Below are 19286 nucleotides of genomic sequence, written 5' to 3' on the forward strand. Positions count from 1 at the left end.
CCGCGCAGGCGGGAATCTATTCTTAAACTACCACTGTAGCTTGCTAGAAATAGGTTCCCGCCTGCGCGGGAACGACAGTGGGTTAAGGTTTTTTGTTATTCCAGGGACATTAGGAATTTTGTTGTTCCCGAGCGGACGTTAGGGATTTTGTCATTTCCGCGAAGACATTAGAGATTGTTGTCATTCCCGCGCAGGCGGGAATCTATTCTTAAACTGCCGCTGTAGCTTGCTAGAAATAGGTTTCCGCCTGCGCGGGAACGACATAAATTTTGAACAAAATGAATTATTAATGTGGACATAAATAATTAAATACTCTTTTGCATAAAAAAAGGTAACGATAACTCAGATCTCGAGCGTAGTGATGAATCCCAGAAGGCGGTATGAGTTAAAATCAGGAGCTTCTTGCCGTAAACTCCTCTGAATGATGTGATCGTGAACACTGCCTAGTCTGGATGAAAGCACATGCTGTAACAGAGAAATCTGTGTTAACAAAACCGGGATTTCGCTTTGCTTTAACAAGGCTACACTCTTAGCGCGATTAATCAAGAATGTAACCCTTAATCCTTAATAAGAGGGAGAATAAAACCTATGATTTAATGGCTTTGAATCAACTTGATGCGTTAAGTTGCTGATTTGTTGGCGTAACTCGTCAATGGTATCTTGCTGCTGTTCAATCACCGATTTTTGTTTTTCTTCTTTTGCCTGCATTCGTTTGAATAAAATGTAGAACACATAAATAGCCGTGCGTTCTTTTGCAGTGAGGCTTGCTAGTTTTTTTTGAGTTTCTTTTTGTTCGTTTGTTAATACCCCCAGTTCTTTTTCTTGTTCTGAATTTATTTTTTTTTGTGCAGCATTTTTTTCCAATAGTTCTGGTACTAAAAGAGCGTGCTGATGTTCCTGCATATTTGTTCTGCAATGTCACTAATTCGAGCATTGGAAGTTTGTGTGCTTATATTAAAAGATCTCAAAACACTATCGTTTAAAATATCCCCTGAGTTACATAGTTCACCGCCAATATAACCATCATTTTTTAAACCAGACAACCCAATGGTCATTTCCTTAGTATCTTCAGACTTGCTGTAAGTCATTCTATAGGTTTTGTGCTTTGGTGTATCCAAAAGCTCCCTAAGATCAACAAGCAATTGAAAAATTTGATTTTTGTATTCTTCTAATTTGGCAGGCTCAAGCGAACCAGTTTTGTCTAGAAGTTCCTTTAGTGATGATATTTCATGCAAAATATAATATAAGAAGGGTCTTCGACCGCTATCGCTGCATTGCTTAATGAGCTCATTCAAGCGTATTTTAAAATGAACCTCTTTATTTTGAATGATTTCTTTAGCGCGAATTAGTGATTTTTCTCTGAGTAGCTCCTCATTAGTTTCACTAACCAATTTTTTTACTTTCGGCTGACTGTCATGATAGCGAACAATAACTGCAGTCAGGGAATAAATTAATTCTTCTAGTCTTGTCATGTAAAATTCCTTTTAAAGCTAAATCCATTAGTCTAAATCTGGAACTACATACCAACTTGATATTCCACTATATTGAATGTTTCACCAAAGTGCAAGTATTCAAAATATTAAATCTCATTAAGCAAGAACAATCTATTTTTTCTTTTTATAATAAGTTCCATCGGCATAAACATTATGACCAAAACCACAATCCGCATCAGAGCCATCTTGCTTGACAGACAACATTCCAGGCTTGATGAATGTGATGGTGATTGTACATGAGCCATATTCAGAAGAAGAATATACAGCAGTATCTCCTTTAATATTGGCCACGCCCGATAGTTCTCCTGTATTGGCTTGAAGTTCTCCATTAACCACATAAGGATATGTTAATTCGAAGGAAATATTAAGTTTCCCTCCTCCCAAGGCACGAACTGTCAGAGCATTGGAAATATCATTATGTGGTGCAGGAAGTTTCATTATGAAAGTCCCATTTACTTCTTCTTTAGAGACACTGTCCCTATGGGGTTCGGTAAAACCCGATGCCGAGTAAACAACTAATAGGCTTAATAAGGTACGTTTTATAATTTTGTGGTTCATAGTCGCGGTGATCCTGTCTTTATTTTATTAAGCTATCATAAAGCTCTCATTGGGAGGTCCGCAATTTTTTTGTGAACTAAAATAGGTTTTCGCATCTCTTTGCCAATCATGAGTCCAATTTATCAAGATAAGTCTCTCTAGTGTATCGAGCCGCAATAATAGCTATAACGACCCAAAATATAATATATAATGCAGGAGCATATTTATTTCCGGTTAACTCAACCAAGGTTAAGGAAACTAGAGGCATGGTCCCGCCGAAAGCTGCCTGACCAATATTATACCCAATAGATACGCCACTGGCGCGAATCGCGGTGGGGAACATCTCTGCAAGCATAGTAGGTACGGTGGCATTCAGTGGTGCAAGTATGATTGCTAATACGATTTCACCTATAAGGATATGCCACCAATTTCCGCTCAGAAAAAGAATAAAGAGAGGATAAATAAAAATAGAAATACCAACAGCCCCCAATAAGAAAACGGGTTTCCTGCCAAAATAATCTGATAATAAGCCCATCAATGGAATTAATATCGTTAACACCAATAGTGCTATAAAGTTAGCGACTAGAGCATCTTTTAATAAAAATCCTTCTGATTTCACGAGAAAACTTGTTATATAAGCAATGAGTAAATAGTTGCTCATTGCTAATATGCTCGTAAAAATAATGGCTAATAATAATTTACGCTGATGAACAAAAAGCACAATCTTTGCAGGAGGCTCGGTGGTATGTTTGGTATGCAAAAAGGTTTCAGGTTCAACGCTTTTAAGACGTAAATAAATTCCTATTAATCCAAGTAGCGCTCCAATTAAATAAGCCAAACGCCATCCCCAAGAGTGAAGAGTATCTTCGGTCAATAAAACACTGAGCAACGATGCGGTAAATGAACCCAAAAAAATACCAAAAAAGGCAGTACTTAATACTAAACTTCCCGCAAAACCACGTCGATGGCCGGCCATATGCTCAATGAGAAAAGTTGTCGAACCAGGAAGTTCTCCTCCCACGGCAATTCCTTGAATTAATCTAAAAAAAACAAACAATATCGGGGAAAGGATACCCAAAGAATGAAAATCTGGTACCAAAGCGATACATGCTGTGGAACCTGTCATAATCGACATCGAGAGAATCAAAGTTTTTCTTCTGCCGATATGATCGGCATAATGTCCTAATAATACCCCTCCTAATGGGCGCATAAAAAAGCCTACTGAAAATACGCCAAAGGTGAGAAGGAGAGACACAAAATAGACATTAGATGGAAAGAATATTTGCGCAAATAAAGGAGTAAAATTGGCATAAAGAAGAAAATCAAACCATTCTAAAGTATTTCCGTATAAGCCGGCAAAAATACTTTTTTTCTTCGTACGATCCATAATTGTATTTTGTTATAGTGTCCCTTAGTTCTTTATAAACTATTTTACTTTAATTTGTCTCTATTTTATTTCCAGCGATTGAATAGCCCTAATGGATGTACGCTATCGCGAAACGCTTGGGGTCTGAACATCCTTTAATAAGAGTGTCTTAGAGGGGCTTTTTAGTGAACCACGAAACAGCGAGGGAGATTTCTCATTTCCTCGTTGTTCTAAAAAGATAAACTCTTCTGAGTTAATCCAAAAAGGACTCCATGCCAATACGCCCTTTGGAGTAATCCGGATTGCTTTTTCTGAGTCAAGATCAAATGTCCATAATGCAAGTGGGGGCTCATTCCAATTCGTTCTGTGGATGTTTTCATCCATATCTACATCCATAATTAGCGTTTTTCCATTAGGAGAGACGTTGATATGCGAAGCACTGCTCATGCTTGCGTGCGGGATAATGACATTAAGGCGCCATTTTTTTATTAAATTGCCTTCAAAATCCATCCAATAAATTGTCTCCAGATCATGGCTCAAAAAAGATGTTCCATTCGCAGCCCATGCTGGACTGTATTCGTTTTGAGTATTCTTTATAATGTGATAACCACTGCCATCAGCATTGATTAATGCCAGGTGCCAATCATTGTCTATAAAGGTATTGAACAGTAGTTTTTGGCTGTCGGGCGACCACACTGGATTAAAGCTATTTGGGGAAGGGGCATTTTTCAATAAGGTGGCTTTACCTGTCTCAAGTGCAATTATTGCCAGGAAGCGGTTTTCCAGGTTATCAGCATCTGTTTATTCACTATGGAGGGTGATAACATCAGCAACGATTAAGGATGAGCTAAGGAAAGTGATACCATGAAGGAAGGAGTCAATTCATTTATTTTTTTTATAGCCCTCATTGCTGGATTTGGAGGGTTTTTATTTGGTTTTGATTCCAGCGTCATTGCGGATGTTAAAGATCAAGTTATGGCCCAATTGTCTCTTTCCGAGTGGCAATGGTCCCAGATTGTAAGCATTAGTATCCTTGGTTGCGTTCTTGGTATTCCTTTAAGTGGTTTCTTTGCTGACAGGCTAAGTCGGCGCTTCTTACTAAAAACAGTTGCAATGGGCTTTATTTTGGGGACCGCTCTATGTGCACTCACCGGTGATTTCATATGGTTATTAGCTGGTCGATTCATCATCGGCGTTTGTATTGGTATTGCTTCTTATATAGCTCCGTTGTTCATCGCGGAAATTGCTCCTCCCAATAGAAGAGGAACTTTAGTTCTGATTAATGGTTTAACGATTACTTTTGGCCAAGCTATAGCTTATTTAATCGGTTATTTCCTTCATGATTATTCGACAAACAGTTGGCGATTGTTATTTGGAATGGGAAGTATTCCTGCTTTGATTCTATTTACCGGGATGCATTTTGTTCCCCATTCTCCACGTTGGGTCATGAAGAAATATGGAGTGAATAAAACACTCAGGCTTTTACAGAGAATCCGTCCCTCCGGTTATGACATTCAAAAAGAAATCGATGAAATTCAGAGTAATTTAAAACGAATTCAACCGAATAATAACTTATTATCCAAAGCGCCAATTATTTTTGTTCTCGCTGTTGGCATTGCTTTAGGGATATTTCAGCAATTCTCGGGAATTAATGCCGTCATGTATTACGGGCCAGTGATCTTTGAATCTGTAGGCTTTTATCCTGTTACTAATGCCATTTTGGCCACTTTTTGCATGGGCGCGGTTAATTTTTTATTTACGCTACTGACATTATTTTATATCGATACCCTTGGTCGACGTTTCTTATTATTAAGCGGTACGATGATCGCTGCATTGAGTCTCTTTGTGGTTTGCTTGTTATTTAATACACCATTACCAGGTCAAAAATTTTGGATATTGGGGGCTTTATCAGTATACGTGATGGGTTATTGCATTAGTGTCGGATCTTTATTTTGGGTTTTAATCTCCGAAATCTATCCTTTATCCGTGCGTGGCCTGGCGATGAGCATTGCCACTGTGGTGCAATGGGGCGCTAATTTTGTAGTCTCTATATCTTTTTTGACGATTTACCAAAATTTAGGCGAGGCGCTTTCTTTTGCCATATTTGGTTCATTATGCTTGATGGCCTTTTTCTTTATTTATCATTTTGTACCTGAAACAACAGGAATTTCTTTAGAAAAAATAGAAAAAAATTTACTAGCAGGTAAAAAAATCAGGGACATCGGCAAGCCAGTATCAGCAATAAAAACAAATGAATTTGAATTAGTGAGAGAGTAAAAATGGAAAATGAAAATGAACAAAGAAGATGTCGTATAGGAATCATTGGTGCCGGACGAATCGGTAAATTACATGCAGAGAATATCAAAAATTATTTACCACAATTTGAGCTACAAGCCATCGCCGATCCTTATTTGAATAAAGCGTGGGCCGATAAATGTTCTATTGCCGGCCAATACACCCATTTTGAAGAAGTACTGTTTCATCCAAATTTGGATGCGATTTTGATTGCTTCACCTTCGAATTTACATGTGCAGCAGATTAAAGCAGCAAGTGAAGCTGGGAAAGCGATATTTTGTGAAAAACCAATTGGCTTGAATGAAGAAGAAATTTTGGATGCGTTACATACAGTGCAGGCGAATAATACGTTATTGCAGCTTGGTTTTAATCGACGTTTTGATCCCAGTTTTGCGTATCTACAAAAGCAGGTGCAAGCAGGTGAAATTGGAGCAGTGCATCTGGTTAAGATTACCTCTCGTGATCCTGTTTGTCCTCCTAAAGAATATTGCGCTACCTCCGGTGGTATATTTATGGATATGACCATTCATGATTTTGATATGGCGCGTTTTCTAACCCAATCAGAAGTTGTTGAGGTCTATGCAACCGGAGCAGTTCTTATTAATCCTGATTTTGAGGCATTAGATGATGTCGATACGGCGATCATCCAAATGCGTTTTGCCAACGGTGCTTTGGGAGTAATCGATAATAGTCGTCAGGCCGTTTATGGATACGATCAACGCATTGAAGTCTTTGGTAAAGAAGGAATGTTACTGGCAAACAATCAATTGAAACATTCAGTGATGCATTACGCCAATACGTTCACAGAACAAGCCAATCCGGAATATTTTTTCCTTGAGCGCTATCATCAGGCATTTAGGGCAGAGTTAACTTCATTTTATGATGCCTGGCGGCATAATCAACCAAGTCCTGTGTCTGGGAGAGATGGGTTGCTCGCTTTACGCATAGCTCAAGCAGCGAAACAATCGCTAGTAACCAAATTACCTGTTTTTTTGAGTTGAGGACGGCATGATTCATCAATCATTTTATTTTGATGCAACAAGACCTGTAGATTTGATTTGCATGGGGCGTGTGGCAGTTGATCTTTATGCAGAGCAAATTGGCCTTGCACTGAGCGAGGCCCAGAGTTTTAAAAAATACTTAGGCGGCTGTGCGGGAAATATCGCTGTAGGCGCGGCTCGCCTTGGCCTGAATTGTATGATGTTTTCTTGTATTGGCCAGGATGAGATGGGGCGTTTTTTAAAAAACGAACTCGAAAGTGAAGGAGTCAATACGAATTTATTGCAAGAAACTGCCCATCATTTAACTGGCCTTGTTTTGCTAGGTATTAAGCCGCCGCATGAGTTTCCTTTAATGTTTTATCGCACTGATTGTGCGGATATGCAAATTAAGTCGCATCAAATAAACCAAAATATATTGCAGCAGGCAAAAGCTATTTTAATTACAGGCACGGGTTTATCCACAGAAGCGATGCTACAAACTACTGAAGAAGTTGTACAACGTGCACGAAAAGCCGAAACTGCAGTCGTTCTTGATCTGGATTATCGTCCAGTTCTTTGGGGATTAACTGCATTGGGAGATGGAGAAACTCGATATCTCCAGAGCCAAAACGTGAGTAAAACCTATCAACACATTTTGCCTTTTTGTGATTTAATTGTTGGTACGGAAGAGGAAATTTGTATTGCCGGTGGGTGCGATGAAGTGGATAGCGCATTACAGAAAATAAGGGGGTTAACTCAAGCTCCTGTAGTGATAAAACAAGGTGAAAAAGGATGTGAAGTTAATTTTGCCCACAGCAGCCAGAACCTGCCAACTAAACCGTTTCCTGTTGAAGTACTTAATGTACTTGGTGCTGGGGATGGATTTATGGCCGGTCTTTTATCTGCTCTTTTACGAGGACAAACTTGGGAGGTTGCTACTACTTATGCAAATGCAAGTGGTGCTTTAGTCGTCACGCGTCATGGTTGTGCTCCGGCTATTCCTTATAAAGAAGAACTCGAGTATTTTATTCACCATTTTGATGAACATCCGCGGATTTGGAACAGTGCTCATTTAACGCAATTGCACCAAAAGAAAGCGCATCCCCAGGTGCTTATTAAGAATCCACAAGGGTTCCCTAACGGATTCAATTCGATTGTCACCATAAATCCTTTATCGAATGACAGCATGAATTTTAGCTCAATTAAATTAACTGCAGGACAGAACTATTTATTTAATGAGCATTATGAATTTGCGGCGCTATTAATGACGGGAAGCGTAGAATTTCATTTTGCGCATCAACGTCAACGCGTCGCGCGATACGATTATTTTTCTCAAGAACCTATAGTCCTACATTGCCCATCAGGCCAAATAGCGGCTGTTGAAGCGTTGACTGATTGTGAAATTCTATTGATTGAAACTGAGAATGATGCTTCATTTGCTCCTTTATTATTTAATCAGTCGAATCTTTTGGAGTTGGATAATCGAGGAAAAGACATTTTAGACGATAGCTCGTATCGCATCGTAAGGACTGTATTTGATAAGCGCAACAGACCTGAGTCAAATTTGGTTGTTGGCGAAATTATTACCTTCCAAGGGAGATGGTCAAGTTATCCCTCCCATTATCACGATCAACCTGAAATCTATCATTACCGTTTTTCAGAACCACAAGGCTATGCGTTTGGTGAACATGGGAAAGAGGTTTTACGTATCGAGAATTATGATACTTATCGAATCGCGAATGCTCAGACCCATGCGCATTGTGCTGCCCCTGGGTATGCTCTTTATACACTTTGGTTTATACGTCATTTAAAAGATAACCCGTACATGACGCCAACCTTTATCAAAGAGCATGAATGGACGAGAACACATAAGGCAAATAACCGGGTATGGAAAAATAATAATCTTATAGGACAGCTTTCATGAAGATTAGATTGACAATGGCTCAGGCCTTATTGAGATTTTTAGCAAATCAATATGTAGTGTTGGATGATAAATCACATCAGTTTGTTGCAGGCATATTTGGAATTTTTGGGCATGGCAATGTGACTGGTATAGGCGAGGCTCTTGAATACGACAATTATGGTTTGACTTATTATCAAGGGCATAACGAACAAGGAATGGCTCATGCAGCGACAGCATATGCGAAACAAAAAAATAGATTAAGTATTTTTGCTTGTACCTCTTCCATAGGTCCAGGTGCGACCAATATGATTACTGCAGCAGCTACCGCCACAACCAATAGAATTCCTTTATTGTTACTACCAGGCGATATATTCAGTTGCAGACAACCAGATCCTGTATTACAACAACTTGAAGCATCACACGACTATACTCTATCTGTTAATGACTGCTTCAAACCGGTGAGTAAGTATTGGGACCGAATTAATCGCCCAGAGCAGTTGATGACGGCGTGCATCAATGCCATGAGAGTGCTCACCGATCCTGTCGAAACCGGTGCTGTCACTTTATGTTTGCCGCAGGATGTGCAATCTGAAGCCTATGATTATGAAGATTCCTTTTTTGCAAAACGGTTTTGGCACATTGATAGAGCGCCGGTGGTTGAACGTGCTCTTGAGGAAGCAACGCAACTTATTCTTAAAGCCAAAAAGCCTTTCATTATTGCCGGAGGGGGCGTGCATTATTCATTGGCGGCTGATGTGTTATCGCAATTTGCTGAACATCATAAAATCCCTGTTGCGGAAACCCAGGCTGGTAAAAGTGCTTTGCCAGCCAGTCATTCCATGAATGTGGGCGGAGTAGGTGTTACGGGTTCTGAAGTAGCGAATGTTTTGTGCGCACAAGCTGATGTGATTTTAGTGATTGGTTCACGCCTGCAAGATTTTACCACCGCGTCTAAATGGGGTTTTAAAAATCAAGAATGCCAAATTATTCATCTCAATGTTTCTCGTTTTGATGCAATCAAAATGAATGGTTTGATGTTGAAAGGAGATGCAAAAACAGGCTTGGAGCAATTAGGAAGGAAATTGGGCGCGTATCAAACACCCCAAGAATATCAGCAACAGGTGCGGCACTATCAAAATGAATGGCAGCAGGAGGTAAAACGCATTGGTGCTTCGCCCCAGGTAGCAGAAGGTGGGTTATCACAAATTAAGGTCTTAAGTCTATTAAATGAGATGGTGACTGAAGAGGATGTCATTATCTGTGCCGCGGGCAGTTTGCCCGGTGATTTGCACCGTCTTTGGAATTCCAAAAAGCCTAAAGATTATCATCTGGAATACGCTTACTCTTGCATGGGCTACGAAGTCGCAGCGGGTTTAGGGGTACGACTGGCGAAAGAAAATACTCCTGGTAACGTATATGTCTTGGTGGGTGATGGCAGCTTTGTGATGATGCATTCTGAACTGCTGACGAGTATTCAAGAGCGTAAAAAAATGACCATTATCATTTTTGATAATCATGGTTTTCAATGCATTAGAAACTTGCAAGAAAGTCAGGGTAGCCAAGGATTTGGTAATGAGTTTCGCTATCGGGAGGCTAAAACCAATAAGTTATCCGGGGATTATTTACCGATTGATTTTTGTAAATATGCCGCCGGACTCGGCGCTAAAACTTTTTTTGTCGATTCTTATGAGCAACTGGCTGTTGCTATGGATGCGGCTCACAATGAACAACAATCCTCCGTGATTGTCGTACCGATACTGCCTAAAACCATGAGTAATGGCTATCAAACCTGGTGGCGCGTCGCGGTTGCAGAAATATCCAATTCTAAAGAAGTAACCAAGGCGCATCACGTGATGCAGGAACAATTAAAACAGGTTAAAGAATATTAAGGAAAAGATGTATGCATATTAAACTGGGAATAGCACCAATTAATTGGTGCAATGATGATGATCCTGAGTTGGGCAAGGAAATTAGTTTTGAACAATGCATTAAAGAAATGTCAGAAGCAGGTTATGTGGGGACAGAACTTGGTAATAAATATCCTCGTGAGGTTTCTGTTTTAAAAAAGGCGTTAAATGAGCGTAGATTGCAGTTATCTAGTGCTTGGTTCAGTACTTATTTTACCGAGTCTACGCAATATGAGCATACTTTATCGCGATTTATGGAGCATTTAAGTTTCATGCGAGCGATGGGCGCATCGTTTATCAATGTTTGTGAATGCGGCCATTCCATTCAAGGAACACAACAGCCTGTTTTAAGTCCGCAAAAACCTGAATTTAGTGAGGCACAGTGGGGAAAACTGATTCAGGGATTACATGCCATTGGCCGTATTGCTTATGATTTTAATATGCGTCTTGTTTATCACTATCATGCAGGAACGGGGGTTTTTTATGAGCATGAAATCGATTATTTAATGGAAAATACAAGCCCGCAATTGATTTCTTTATTGCTTGACACAGGGCATGCCGCGTTGGCGAATATTGATTCGCTTGATTTAATCAATAAATATAATGATCGCATTTTGTATGTTCATTTAAAGGATATTCGTGCTGAAGTTCTTAGCCGAGTGAAGAACGAACATATGAGTTTTATGGATGCAGTACGTGCTGGGGTATTTACTGTTCCTGGAGATGGTGCCATTGACTTTCTCTCCATCATTAAGATGCTGCAAAAAAATCAATATTCCGGTTGGATGATCGTTGAGGCGGAACAAGATCCCGAAAAAGCGCCTCCACTTGCGTACGCGCGAAAAGCCTTTGATTTTTTGCAGCAAAACCTAAAAAGTGAATAAAACTCCAGAACGAATGTTATTGAAGGTGCATGACCAGGGATTATTTACACACTAATCCCTGCTCCGCCCTGCCATCAAATTCGCTCATTAAAAGATCAATTTTTTGTCCTAAATGATTCTTCCCTACTATTTGTTCGGAGGCTTTATAAAGATAAGCCATGAAATTATAACTTGTTGTATTTCCTTCTGATTGGCGTCGTTGTATTTTTTGCTCTTCCGAACGCATGCTCTTTAATAACGCCTTCATCAACTCCTGATAGCTGGTATCATCTTCCTTCATGTTAAATCGAGAACAGAGGTCCCCTACGCTTTGGATATACTTAAAGATCAATTGTTTTTTTGCATCAAAAATATCTCTATCCACTTTATTGACCGCAATGTCAAATTCTCTTTCAAGAATATATTCATACAAGATAAATGAAAATTGACAAACCCAGGGAACATTTCTCTCGTTGCTAAAGGACGATTTATCTTTAATGTCAGTAATGAGAGTAGGGCTACTTTCAAACAGGTTACGTAAGGCTTGAATAAAATTGATTAGACTGCTATTAAAAAGGGTTTCATAAAGATCCGTGGTAAATTCTGTCTTGAATTCTTTATTGTATTCTTTGACTGCCGATTTAACTTCTTTTAGATTCAGATTGATTTCTTTTAAAACGCGTTCAAAATAGTCAAGATGATTATTATCATTAACTTCTATTTCTTTAATTTTTTTGATTAAACATTTAGCAAAATCATTCCTTTGAACCAATAATTCCGCTTCTTTACCTTTATAGGTTTTTTCATCCGCTTGCGATTGATAGGTTTCCAATATTTTTTGACAATAACGGTCTGTCATATCCTTAAAAATGCCCATTATCCCTCTCTTCTTTAGTTAGCCAGAAAAATCCTCAAAATTACATTCTGTTTTCGAGGACGTCCATTCTTCCGTTCACAGCATTACTTTCAAAATCACTAATGTCAAAATGATAGGCCAATGAAAAATACGGTTTATTTTTCAACAACAGCCTTTTTTTCTAAATGCGATATCTTATGTCGTCATTATAAAAAATATAATTTCTACGAAGTTTTCATAACGAATTGTTCAATTTGATCTGCAGGAATTTAGAATTCAAAATGAAGCCATGAAAATAGTTAAGATAATCATAGTGATTAATATTAACTCATTGTGAGCTATAGTAAAAGTTATTTTCTTGAGTAAAAAAATTCTCGTTTTGGTGCCGAAGAATTGACGGGGAAGTCTAGATTTTAATCGATATGATTTTAGTTCTTTGCTCAAGATTCAATTCATTAGGGCGTGTTAACAATTCATTCCCTAGTTAAGTGACAAAGAGTTTGCTTATCGTGAGAAGTTGAACAAAAAAAATCTAAACCATTATTAAGCCTATCAAACTAAAGGGAAGGCCATCAGTGCCAATTGTTGCATTCTTTTTTAAAAATAATCTGTAACTCCCCTGGTTATCCCTTGTTTAAGTAATTTTAAACCTAAATGTTCAACTATAATTAAGATTATAAGCGCGATGTGGAGCAACCTAGTATTTTTTAATGTGATAAAAAATAATAAATTTTCTTCAAACACGAATACATTCCAGGTGTTTGCTCATTAAAAAATACAGTTTTTATTTGAGGCTCTTATGGGATATGCACTATTGGATTTTTTAGATTATGGTAGTGATGGACAAGCCACATTTTATGCAACCATTGAAGGAAAAAAGGCCAATTCCTATCAGGATTATTTACTTGTTTTAGATAGCGTTACGCGTATCAGTCAAAATGAAGAGGATGCTCCCTTATCACCAGCGCATGTGAGAAATTTGGCAAAAATGCTGTTGCAAAAATTCCAAGCGCATCTTCGAAAGATGCAAAACGATTGGCACGATAAAAACAACCCTCAACTATATACAGTAGCGAAACAGCTGGAAGCGTTTGCTTATCTAACAGGAGAACAAGAGGCAATTAAAAAAATACTTATAGAATTCCCCTTATTGAATTCTATAAAGTGTGATTATGAAGCTTATAGGGATGAAAACTTTTTAAATAATTTTTTAAATGAGGAGGATACGCTTAAATTTAAGAATTTCGATCGTAATTTACTTGCATTACAAATGATGATTCGCGTATTGGATCCCCGTTATATCAATCAACGAGATGAGCAGGTCTGCGGCGTTAATGCTTTTGTACACAATCTCGCCTTATTTAATCCCTTGAAATACGTACAAATCGTATCACAGCTTGTTTCAAAAGGCGTGTGTGATCTTAAAGAATTTGCTGGCAAAGAAGGCATATTGCGCATTGAAGTAACTGACGCGGTTGCAAATAAAAAAAGTGACCAGGGAGATACTATTCGAGATGTCGATCATGTCATTTTAAATGGGATCCGTTCTTCGGAAAATTCTATTGCTCGCTATAGTGAAGAAGGTGCAGAACTGGCCAAGCAGCTCTTTGGCGTTACGACCCACCAGGAAATCAACCGGTGGATGAAACAGGCAGGTTATCACCATGTGCAAAATATTCCCATCCATAATCGGGAAGCAATAAAGCAATTACAACTCCTCATCCAGGATGGTTACAAGGTTGGTTTTGCGGGTACAGGAGATCTTGCTTCTTATATTCTTGATCCAGAGGATGGTGTTCCTGAGAGTAAAAATCTAATACAACGCTTTATGGATGGTCATTTTTTTATTATTAGAAATATCGAGTATGATGAACAAAACGATGAGGTAAATGTCCGCATTATGACTTGGGGGCGGGAAGAATCAGCATCCATTCCGTTTGATGTATGGAAAAAGAACATAGGGCTTGTTGGCACGGCGGTTGTTGGTCAAGACCCCTACATGAACTTTATGTTCCGTGCTCGCGCTCGAGAGATAGATGATTTGCAACATAGCACTTATTGCTCTCCTGAAGCCTATTGTTTGAATGTAAAGAATATCATCGGAGCTACGCCTGGATATGAAAAAATTAATAAATTATTGAGTCAGGCGTTTAAGCATGAGAATGGAGTAACCTGGTATCAAGCAGCCAAAGAAATACAAGATATGATCCAGGAATTACCTAAAGAAAAAGCGCTGATGATCCCCTCAAAAATATCGATTATTCCCAATGTTACATCGGAGATTAAAACGGAGTTTGACCGGATTCATCATCTACATAGTCGTACCCAGAAAATTATGGCTTTAGAACGTCTTGGAACCCAAGATAATATTGAAGTTCAGCGACAATTAATGCCATTGTATGCACAATCAGGCCAATGGGAGAAGATAAGAGGTCTCTTAGCGAATGTAGAGGGTTACAGTCGCACGGATAGGGAAATAATCTATGAAAGCCTGGAACTAGGATGTTGTCTTGTACTTGGAGACGTAAAAGTCCCCAAAGATATAGCGGAATTGGTAGAAGAAAATACAAAATTTAATTTTAAAGCCAAGGATTTAATCCGAGTATTAAGTGAAATTACCGGGATACCTAAAGGGGGAGCTTTTACCTACGGCATTCGAAGCAGATTGTTAGAGGTAGTTAATCATAGGCTTGAGGAAGAAGGAAAAGAAAAGGTTCGTAGTCTTAGTGAGGTTATTTTATATAAGAAGGATATCTTTAATTTAGTGTCGTTACTGGATAAAGAAATCCTTGGTATGGACCCGTCCCATGATGTTATGAAAAAAGAGCAACTGAAGAAATTTTGTAATGTACTTGTGGGTAGAATTGAAAACAAAGACTCATTACAAGATCAGGTTGATTTACATTGTGCTTCAAGCCTAAAGCACAAACTACCCAGAGTTTTAAGAAAAGTATCTGAGTTTTTTTTAAAAGTAGCTTCTATTTTTGATAAAAATATCATAACCAAAGGTGTTGCAAAGATTAAGAGTTTTAAAGAAGAGATCAACAATAATAGAGAAAATGATAAGCAAGAACAATTGGGCTCAAGTGTAATGCCAAACTCAATGCCGTCTTAATTCCTTTTATATCAAACCTAAAGTGCACCTGGAATGCAAGAGTTATAAGGAATAATAAGGTTTGGTAGCTCTTGCTTCTATGTGTTCAGTGAATTTGCTGAAGGAATTTTGGAAGTGCTCGGGTAAATCTAGGGATATTAGCATTTTATCAATTCTTTGGAGATTAGGTAAAATCTCATTAAGGACTGTTGCATCGATTTCTTCTCCACTATCCAGATCGTTACTATTTCTAATTGCAATAAATAACTGAGCTATTTTAGATGGTACGAGCATTAATAAAGTTTGTAATGTATCTTCATCATTCGACCCCTCTCTAGGATTTTTCAATTGTTCGACGATGTTTTCTATTTTTTTGAATTGATAAGATGGAATTTTGCTTAAGTTAATTAGATTTGTTAAGGAATAATTCAAATAATTAAATTGTTCAATTTTTAGCACTCGTTCAACAATTTTATCCTCTTCGCTGAACTCCTCTGCTGTCTCGGCCTTAAGAATGTAACTTACAAAAGTTTCCAAATCAGATTCAGAATAACTTCGGGCTAAGCCTAGATAATAAAGATCGCGAATCGCTCGACTCCCTGGCTCTGCGCTGAGGTGGCCAGTTCTATTAAATAATTTGTGTTCTTTACGAAGTGAATTTTCACAAAGAGTTCCACCTTCAATGGTCCAATACTCCTCAGCCGAAGGACCATAACTATACATGGACTTTGTAGGATATAAAGTTTCCATCAAGGGATCATCTCTATATTTCGGTCCCTGGAAAAAAGGTCCAAAATTATCTCTGGCTTTGCCTGTAAGATTGTGCAGAGCGTGAATAAGTTCATGACCTAATAAAATAAATGGCGGGCCAATATCAGTTAGCCCCTTGCCAGCTGAGGCATAGACCTCCAAATTCAATGAAGAAACTTTATCATTATAGCGATAATCTACACCAATACGCACTGTTCCAGAACCGACTCCGCGAAGGGTCTCCCTTTTAAAAATCGTTTTAAAATCTTGCTCAGGTGTTATCGATTTTCTGGAAAATTCCGGGCTTGTTTTTGCGAGTCCTCCTGCAGCCATTGAACATTCAAAATTATTGCTGGGCTTTAAGATTAATTGAGCTTCCTTCGTTGTTAGCAAATAATTTAGTTTTACAATCAACTTTATTCCTTCCGGTCTGGAAGCAATTTGCATTAAGAGTGAGTTAATGAAATTAAATTCTTCGCTAGTTAGTGAATTATTTTTATTTATATTAGTGAGTAGTTGGTAAAAATTGGTTCGCACAATTTCCTTGGGTTCTTTTTCTTTTAATTCGGGAAGAATGTATTGGTTGTTTAATGAAATTTCTTGTTCATCATGAATATAGAGCGCCGAAATTGCATATAAATTATTTGTTAAATCATTATGGACAACTTGTAAGTCCCTCAAGATATTTTTTATCGCGAGAATTTTTTTGAAAAATATAATTTGCTCTTCTTTCGATGCTTCGGGGTTAAATTTTGCATATTGCGCTTCGATTGCTTCGTATGCCGCATGATTTAACTGATCAATATACGCGGCTTGTTGCATTAAATCATGCTCATAGTCCCGCGGAAGCTCACTTTGATGCTTAATGCCCAACTCAGATAATTGTTGGGAAATAGCCTTAATTTTATTTGCCATGATCAAAACAAAATCAATTGGGGTTATTTATATTATAGGTGATTAAAATTTGACTATCCTGGGGGAAAGGAATAATCGATGATGCTTCTTGCAGAAGAAATATTAATTAGCGCAGGGAAAATGTAATGAGGAGACGTTTGGATTAAATACACGTTCTATACTTATGAAAAACCATTACTTTTTTTGGAACCGCGATGCACGAAAATTTTATGTCTACCTTGTTGAGTCCTATCACGTTGCTGTTTCTTGTTGAGGCTTTTTTCTTAATTTTTGTTACTGCATTTGTTTGGAATATTTTTCTTAATATGCAATACACCAATTTTTTATTTCAGTCGTTTAATAAAACACACAATGTATCTGCCATATTATTGAAGTCAGTACTCTTTGTTCCCATTGTACTTATTGGATTGATCGCTGAGTATGAATGGTCGTTGTTAACCCATGCGAATTTCTTTCCTTTAATCAGTTCCCCATTTGTACGCTTTAATTTTGTTGGGTTTATTGTTTCTCTAAGTGCATTAATTTTTATTAAAAACCTGGATAAAAAAGAAAGGGCCTCAAAATTTGAGGTTTCTATATTTTTTGTCACTTATATTCTGGTTTTGTATCTATTTTATTTAATCATTCTTATGGGGACAGTTATAATCCGTTTGAATGCATTTCCTGATGGATTTCTTAGAAGTCATTCTTATCCAGTGGCGCAACGAATAAACCTCTATGTTCTTGGTGCATTATTCTTGGTTCATTTGCTTGTTGTTTTCCTTGCGGTATCTGTTAAGACATTGCAGCGAGTTTTGCTCTTATTGACCTATACTATTGCCCTTGCTGCTGCCTATTCAATGGTGTTTTAAAAAACGGTTTGTTCCTAAGCGAAGAAAATCACTGGAGACTCAGTGAGAGCCTCCTTTTATCATGATAATTATGATGTTTATAGATAGTTATTTAATGATTTAAAATCTTGATCAAATTCGTCATCCTTTTCGAATTCCTCTTCAGTTGCATTGAGGCCTGTTAATTGCCTTTGTTGATAGGCCAGCATTAGTCCATAAATACTATTCGAGAGCGGGGGAGAAAACATGCCTGTTTTAGGTGCTTCAATTAACTCAATTCCTTGTTCAGCAAGCTTCGCAAGCGTATCGATTTTTATTTCATTAATAAGCGTTCCTGCTTTTCTTAGTAGTTCAATTTTAAGCAAGGGTATTTGGGCTAAGTTTATGGTTTTAAACTTATCTATTTCGGTCTTGATAAGACCAGTAAATTCTTTCTTAATTTCTAATGTGCTATACATAGTCGAATAGGTATATTGATCTGCATAGAGTAGTCCGGAGATAGTCTTGATCAAGGCATGCCAACTACGATCATGCAGCATCCATAATATGGGATTGTTAGGAAATTCTTTATAGCCATTTTGTAAATGAACTGCCCCAGACTCCAATAACTCAACCAATTTATTTGCGAGCAAATTAATATCTTTTTCAAATTGATTTAAGCCGTTATGTACTTTCTCTGCTCGAAGCAAGCCGGTGATTTCTTTTTTTATTGTCTTTATTTGTTTATGTAAAGAAATTAAATCGGCTTCTTCATTAAATTGTCGCTTCAAATAATGCGCTGACTCAATGTAGTTTTGAAGCGGTTCTGTTTGTATACTTGGGTGACGATAGATAGAAAAATAGAGCTCGCAAACGCCCAAACACACTCGGTAAGCCCCCAAGGCACAAGCAAATTGTTGCATAAAGGCTTGTGCTTCGGGAGTATAGTTTTTTTCGGGTTTAAAGAGGTATACACCGTCTTGTTTATGAAACTCTAAGGGTAAGCCACTTGCTAAAACGTGAGTATCAAAAGCGGCTACAAGACGCGGGTTTTCTGCTGAATCCATAATTGATTCTGCAGTCGCTACTAATATACGTTCATCAGCCAAGCATTGTTCCATAGCATCACGAACCATATTGAAGCTAAAAACTTGTTCTTCTCCCTGAGCAACTTCGGTGAGTTTTTGGGTGCGCCCCTCATTAAAAAAATAGTTCTTTAATAAGTTCCTTATTTCAAACATCACTTTGCGATAGTGTTCAAGACGGGTAAAAATTGGCTGAGTTGCCTTGTTTATTTCTTGTCGGTGGAGCTCGAGTTTTTCTTCCATAGTATCTCCTTCTATATCCTTTAATGGTTTAATTTCTACAGTGCGCTAGGTTCGGTGTCAAGGTGTTTAATTTTTTCGATAAAATTTAATACTTTTTTAATTGTTAAAAGAAATGGTGATGCACATGATGTGTGTATTCCGGAGCGAAATGATCACCAATTCCGGCCGCATTTGATCGCAGATTCCGGAA

15 protein-coding genes are annotated in these 19286 nt (G+C 38.0%); 7 read left to right on the plus strand and 8 right to left on the minus strand.

From position 1 onward, the window contains the following. Positions 1–564 precede the first annotated feature (564 nt). The 5 genes from DGG96_RS21260 to DGG96_RS19400 all read right to left on the minus strand — a co-directional run bounded on the left by DGG96_RS21260 (position 565) and on the right by DGG96_RS19400 (position 4128). Entirely contained in the window at positions 565–903 is a 339-nt protein-coding gene (locus DGG96_RS21260; protein WP_240610474.1) for a hypothetical protein, read from the minus strand. Continuing rightward, entirely contained in the window at positions 876–1472 is a 597-nt protein-coding gene (locus DGG96_RS19385) for a hypothetical protein (RefSeq protein WP_240610475.1), read from the minus strand. Before DGG96_RS19385 ends, DGG96_RS21260 begins: the two co-directional genes overlap by 28 nt. A 132-nt stretch (positions 1473–1604) precedes the next feature. Next, positions 1605–2051: a hypothetical protein gene (locus tag DGG96_RS19390; protein ID WP_233590592.1), complete on the minus strand. Its 447-nt coding sequence runs from the start codon at positions 2049–2051 to the stop codon at positions 1605–1607. Between the two features lie 106 nt (positions 2052–2157). After that, a complete protein-coding gene (locus tag DGG96_RS19395; RefSeq protein ID WP_110144131.1) occupies positions 2158–3417 on the minus strand; it encodes an MFS transporter in 1260 nt (419 codons plus the stop codon). 102 nt (positions 3418–3519) lie between these two features. Then, entirely contained in the window at positions 3520–4128 is a 609-nt protein-coding gene (locus tag DGG96_RS19400) for a TolB family protein (RefSeq protein ID WP_240610476.1), read from the minus strand. A 132-nt stretch (positions 4129–4260) separates the two neighbouring features. Here DGG96_RS19400 and DGG96_RS19405 point away from each other — a divergent pair, with 132 nt between their 5' ends. The 5 genes from DGG96_RS19405 to iolE are packed head-to-tail and all read left to right on the plus strand — an operon-like array spanning position 4261 to position 11365. Next, positions 4261–5673 (plus strand): sugar porter family MFS transporter, encoded by a 1413-nt coding sequence (locus DGG96_RS19405; RefSeq protein WP_110144133.1) that lies wholly within the window; start codon positions 4261–4263, stop codon positions 5671–5673. 2 nt (positions 5674–5675) lie between these two features. Then, entirely contained in the window at positions 5676–6692 is a 1017-nt protein-coding gene (iolG, locus tag DGG96_RS19410; protein ID WP_110144134.1) for an inositol 2-dehydrogenase, read from the plus strand. A 7-nt stretch (positions 6693–6699) separates the two neighbouring features. Further along, positions 6700–8595, plus strand: coding sequence for a 5-dehydro-2-deoxygluconokinase (iolC, locus tag DGG96_RS19415; protein ID WP_110144135.1), 1896 nt, complete (start codon positions 6700–6702; stop codon positions 8593–8595). Further along, positions 8592–10463 (plus strand): 3D-(3,5/4)-trihydroxycyclohexane-1,2-dione acylhydrolase (decyclizing), encoded by a 1872-nt coding sequence (iolD, locus tag DGG96_RS19420; RefSeq protein ID WP_110144136.1) that lies wholly within the window; start codon positions 8592–8594, stop codon positions 10461–10463. Before iolC ends, iolD begins: the two co-directional genes overlap by 4 nt. Positions 10464–10474: 11 nt before the next feature. After that, positions 10475–11365 (plus strand): myo-inosose-2 dehydratase, encoded by an 891-nt coding sequence (gene iolE / locus DGG96_RS19425; RefSeq protein ID WP_110144137.1) that lies wholly within the window; start codon positions 10475–10477, stop codon positions 11363–11365. A gap of 40 nt (positions 11366–11405) precedes the next feature. Here the strand turns inward: iolE and DGG96_RS19430 are convergent, their stop codons facing one another. After that, positions 11406–12221, minus strand: a complete 816-nt coding sequence (locus DGG96_RS19430) for a hypothetical protein (protein ID WP_110144138.1) — start codon at positions 12219–12221, stop codon at positions 11406–11408. Positions 12222–12999: 778 nt separating this feature from the next. Here DGG96_RS19430 and DGG96_RS19435 point away from each other — a divergent pair. Then, positions 13000–15315 (plus strand): hypothetical protein, encoded by a 2316-nt coding sequence (locus tag DGG96_RS19435; protein ID WP_110144139.1) that lies wholly within the window; start codon positions 13000–13002, stop codon positions 15313–15315. Positions 15316–15357: 42 nt separating this feature from the next. On the opposite strand, the gene DGG96_RS19440 is transcribed toward DGG96_RS19435, so the two are convergent. Next, positions 15358–16959 carry a hypothetical protein gene (locus DGG96_RS19440; protein WP_110144140.1) on the minus strand — a complete coding sequence of 534 codons (1602 nt, stop codon included), beginning with the start codon at positions 16957–16959 and terminating at the stop codon, positions 15358–15360. Between the two features lie 194 nt (positions 16960–17153). Between DGG96_RS19440 and DGG96_RS19445 the strand changes: the two genes are divergently transcribed. After that, a complete protein-coding gene (locus DGG96_RS19445; RefSeq protein ID WP_110144141.1) occupies positions 17154–17810 on the plus strand; it encodes a hypothetical protein in 657 nt (218 codons plus the stop codon). Positions 17811–17887: 77 nt separating this feature from the next. Here DGG96_RS19445 and DGG96_RS19450 read toward each other — a convergent pair whose 3' ends face one another. Further along, positions 17888–19096 (minus strand): hypothetical protein, encoded by a 1209-nt coding sequence (locus tag DGG96_RS19450; protein WP_110144142.1) that lies wholly within the window; start codon positions 19094–19096, stop codon positions 17888–17890. Positions 19097–19286: the final 190 nt, after the last annotated feature.

It is taken from the genome of Legionella qingyii, from assembly GCF_003184185.1.

Bases quoted from the DNA above. Each gene is read 5' to 3' on its own strand.
- DGG96_RS19430 (WP_110144138.1), bottom strand. From the start codon at position 12,221: ATGGGCATTTTTAAGGATATGACAGACCGTTATTGTCAAAAAATATTG.
- iolD (WP_110144136.1), top strand. From the start codon at position 8,592: ATGAAGATTAGATTGACAATGGCTCAGGCCTTATTGAGATTTTTAGCA.
- DGG96_RS19450 (WP_110144142.1), bottom strand. From the start codon at position 19,096: ATGGAAGAAAAACTCGAGCTCCACCGACAAGAAATAAACAAGGCAACT.
- iolC (WP_110144135.1), top strand. From the start codon at position 6,700: ATGATTCATCAATCATTTTATTTTGATGCAACAAGACCTGTAGATTTG.
- DGG96_RS19435 (WP_110144139.1), top strand. From the start codon at position 13,000: ATGGGATATGCACTATTGGATTTTTTAGATTATGGTAGTGATGGACAA.
- DGG96_RS19440 (WP_110144140.1), bottom strand. From the start codon at position 16,959: ATGGCAAATAAAATTAAGGCTATTTCCCAACAATTATCTGAGTTGGGC.
- DGG96_RS19385 (WP_240610475.1), bottom strand. From the start codon at position 1,472: ATGACAAGACTAGAAGAATTAATTTATTCCCTGACTGCAGTTATTGTT.
- iolE (WP_110144137.1), top strand. From the start codon at position 10,475: ATGCATATTAAACTGGGAATAGCACCAATTAATTGGTGCAATGATGAT.
- iolG (WP_110144134.1), top strand. From the start codon at position 5,676: ATGGAAAATGAAAATGAACAAAGAAGATGTCGTATAGGAATCATTGGT.
- DGG96_RS19390 (WP_233590592.1), bottom strand. From the start codon at position 2,051: ATGAACCACAAAATTATAAAACGTACCTTATTAAGCCTATTAGTTGTT.
- DGG96_RS21260 (WP_240610474.1), bottom strand. From the start codon at position 903: ATGCAGGAACATCAGCACGCTCTTTTAGTACCAGAACTATTGGAAAAA.
- DGG96_RS19395 (WP_110144131.1), bottom strand. From the start codon at position 3,417: ATGGATCGTACGAAGAAAAAAAGTATTTTTGCCGGCTTATACGGAAAT.
- DGG96_RS19445 (WP_110144141.1), top strand. From the start codon at position 17,154: ATGCACGAAAATTTTATGTCTACCTTGTTGAGTCCTATCACGTTGCTG.
- DGG96_RS19405 (WP_110144133.1), top strand. From the start codon at position 4,261: ATGAAGGAAGGAGTCAATTCATTTATTTTTTTTATAGCCCTCATTGCT.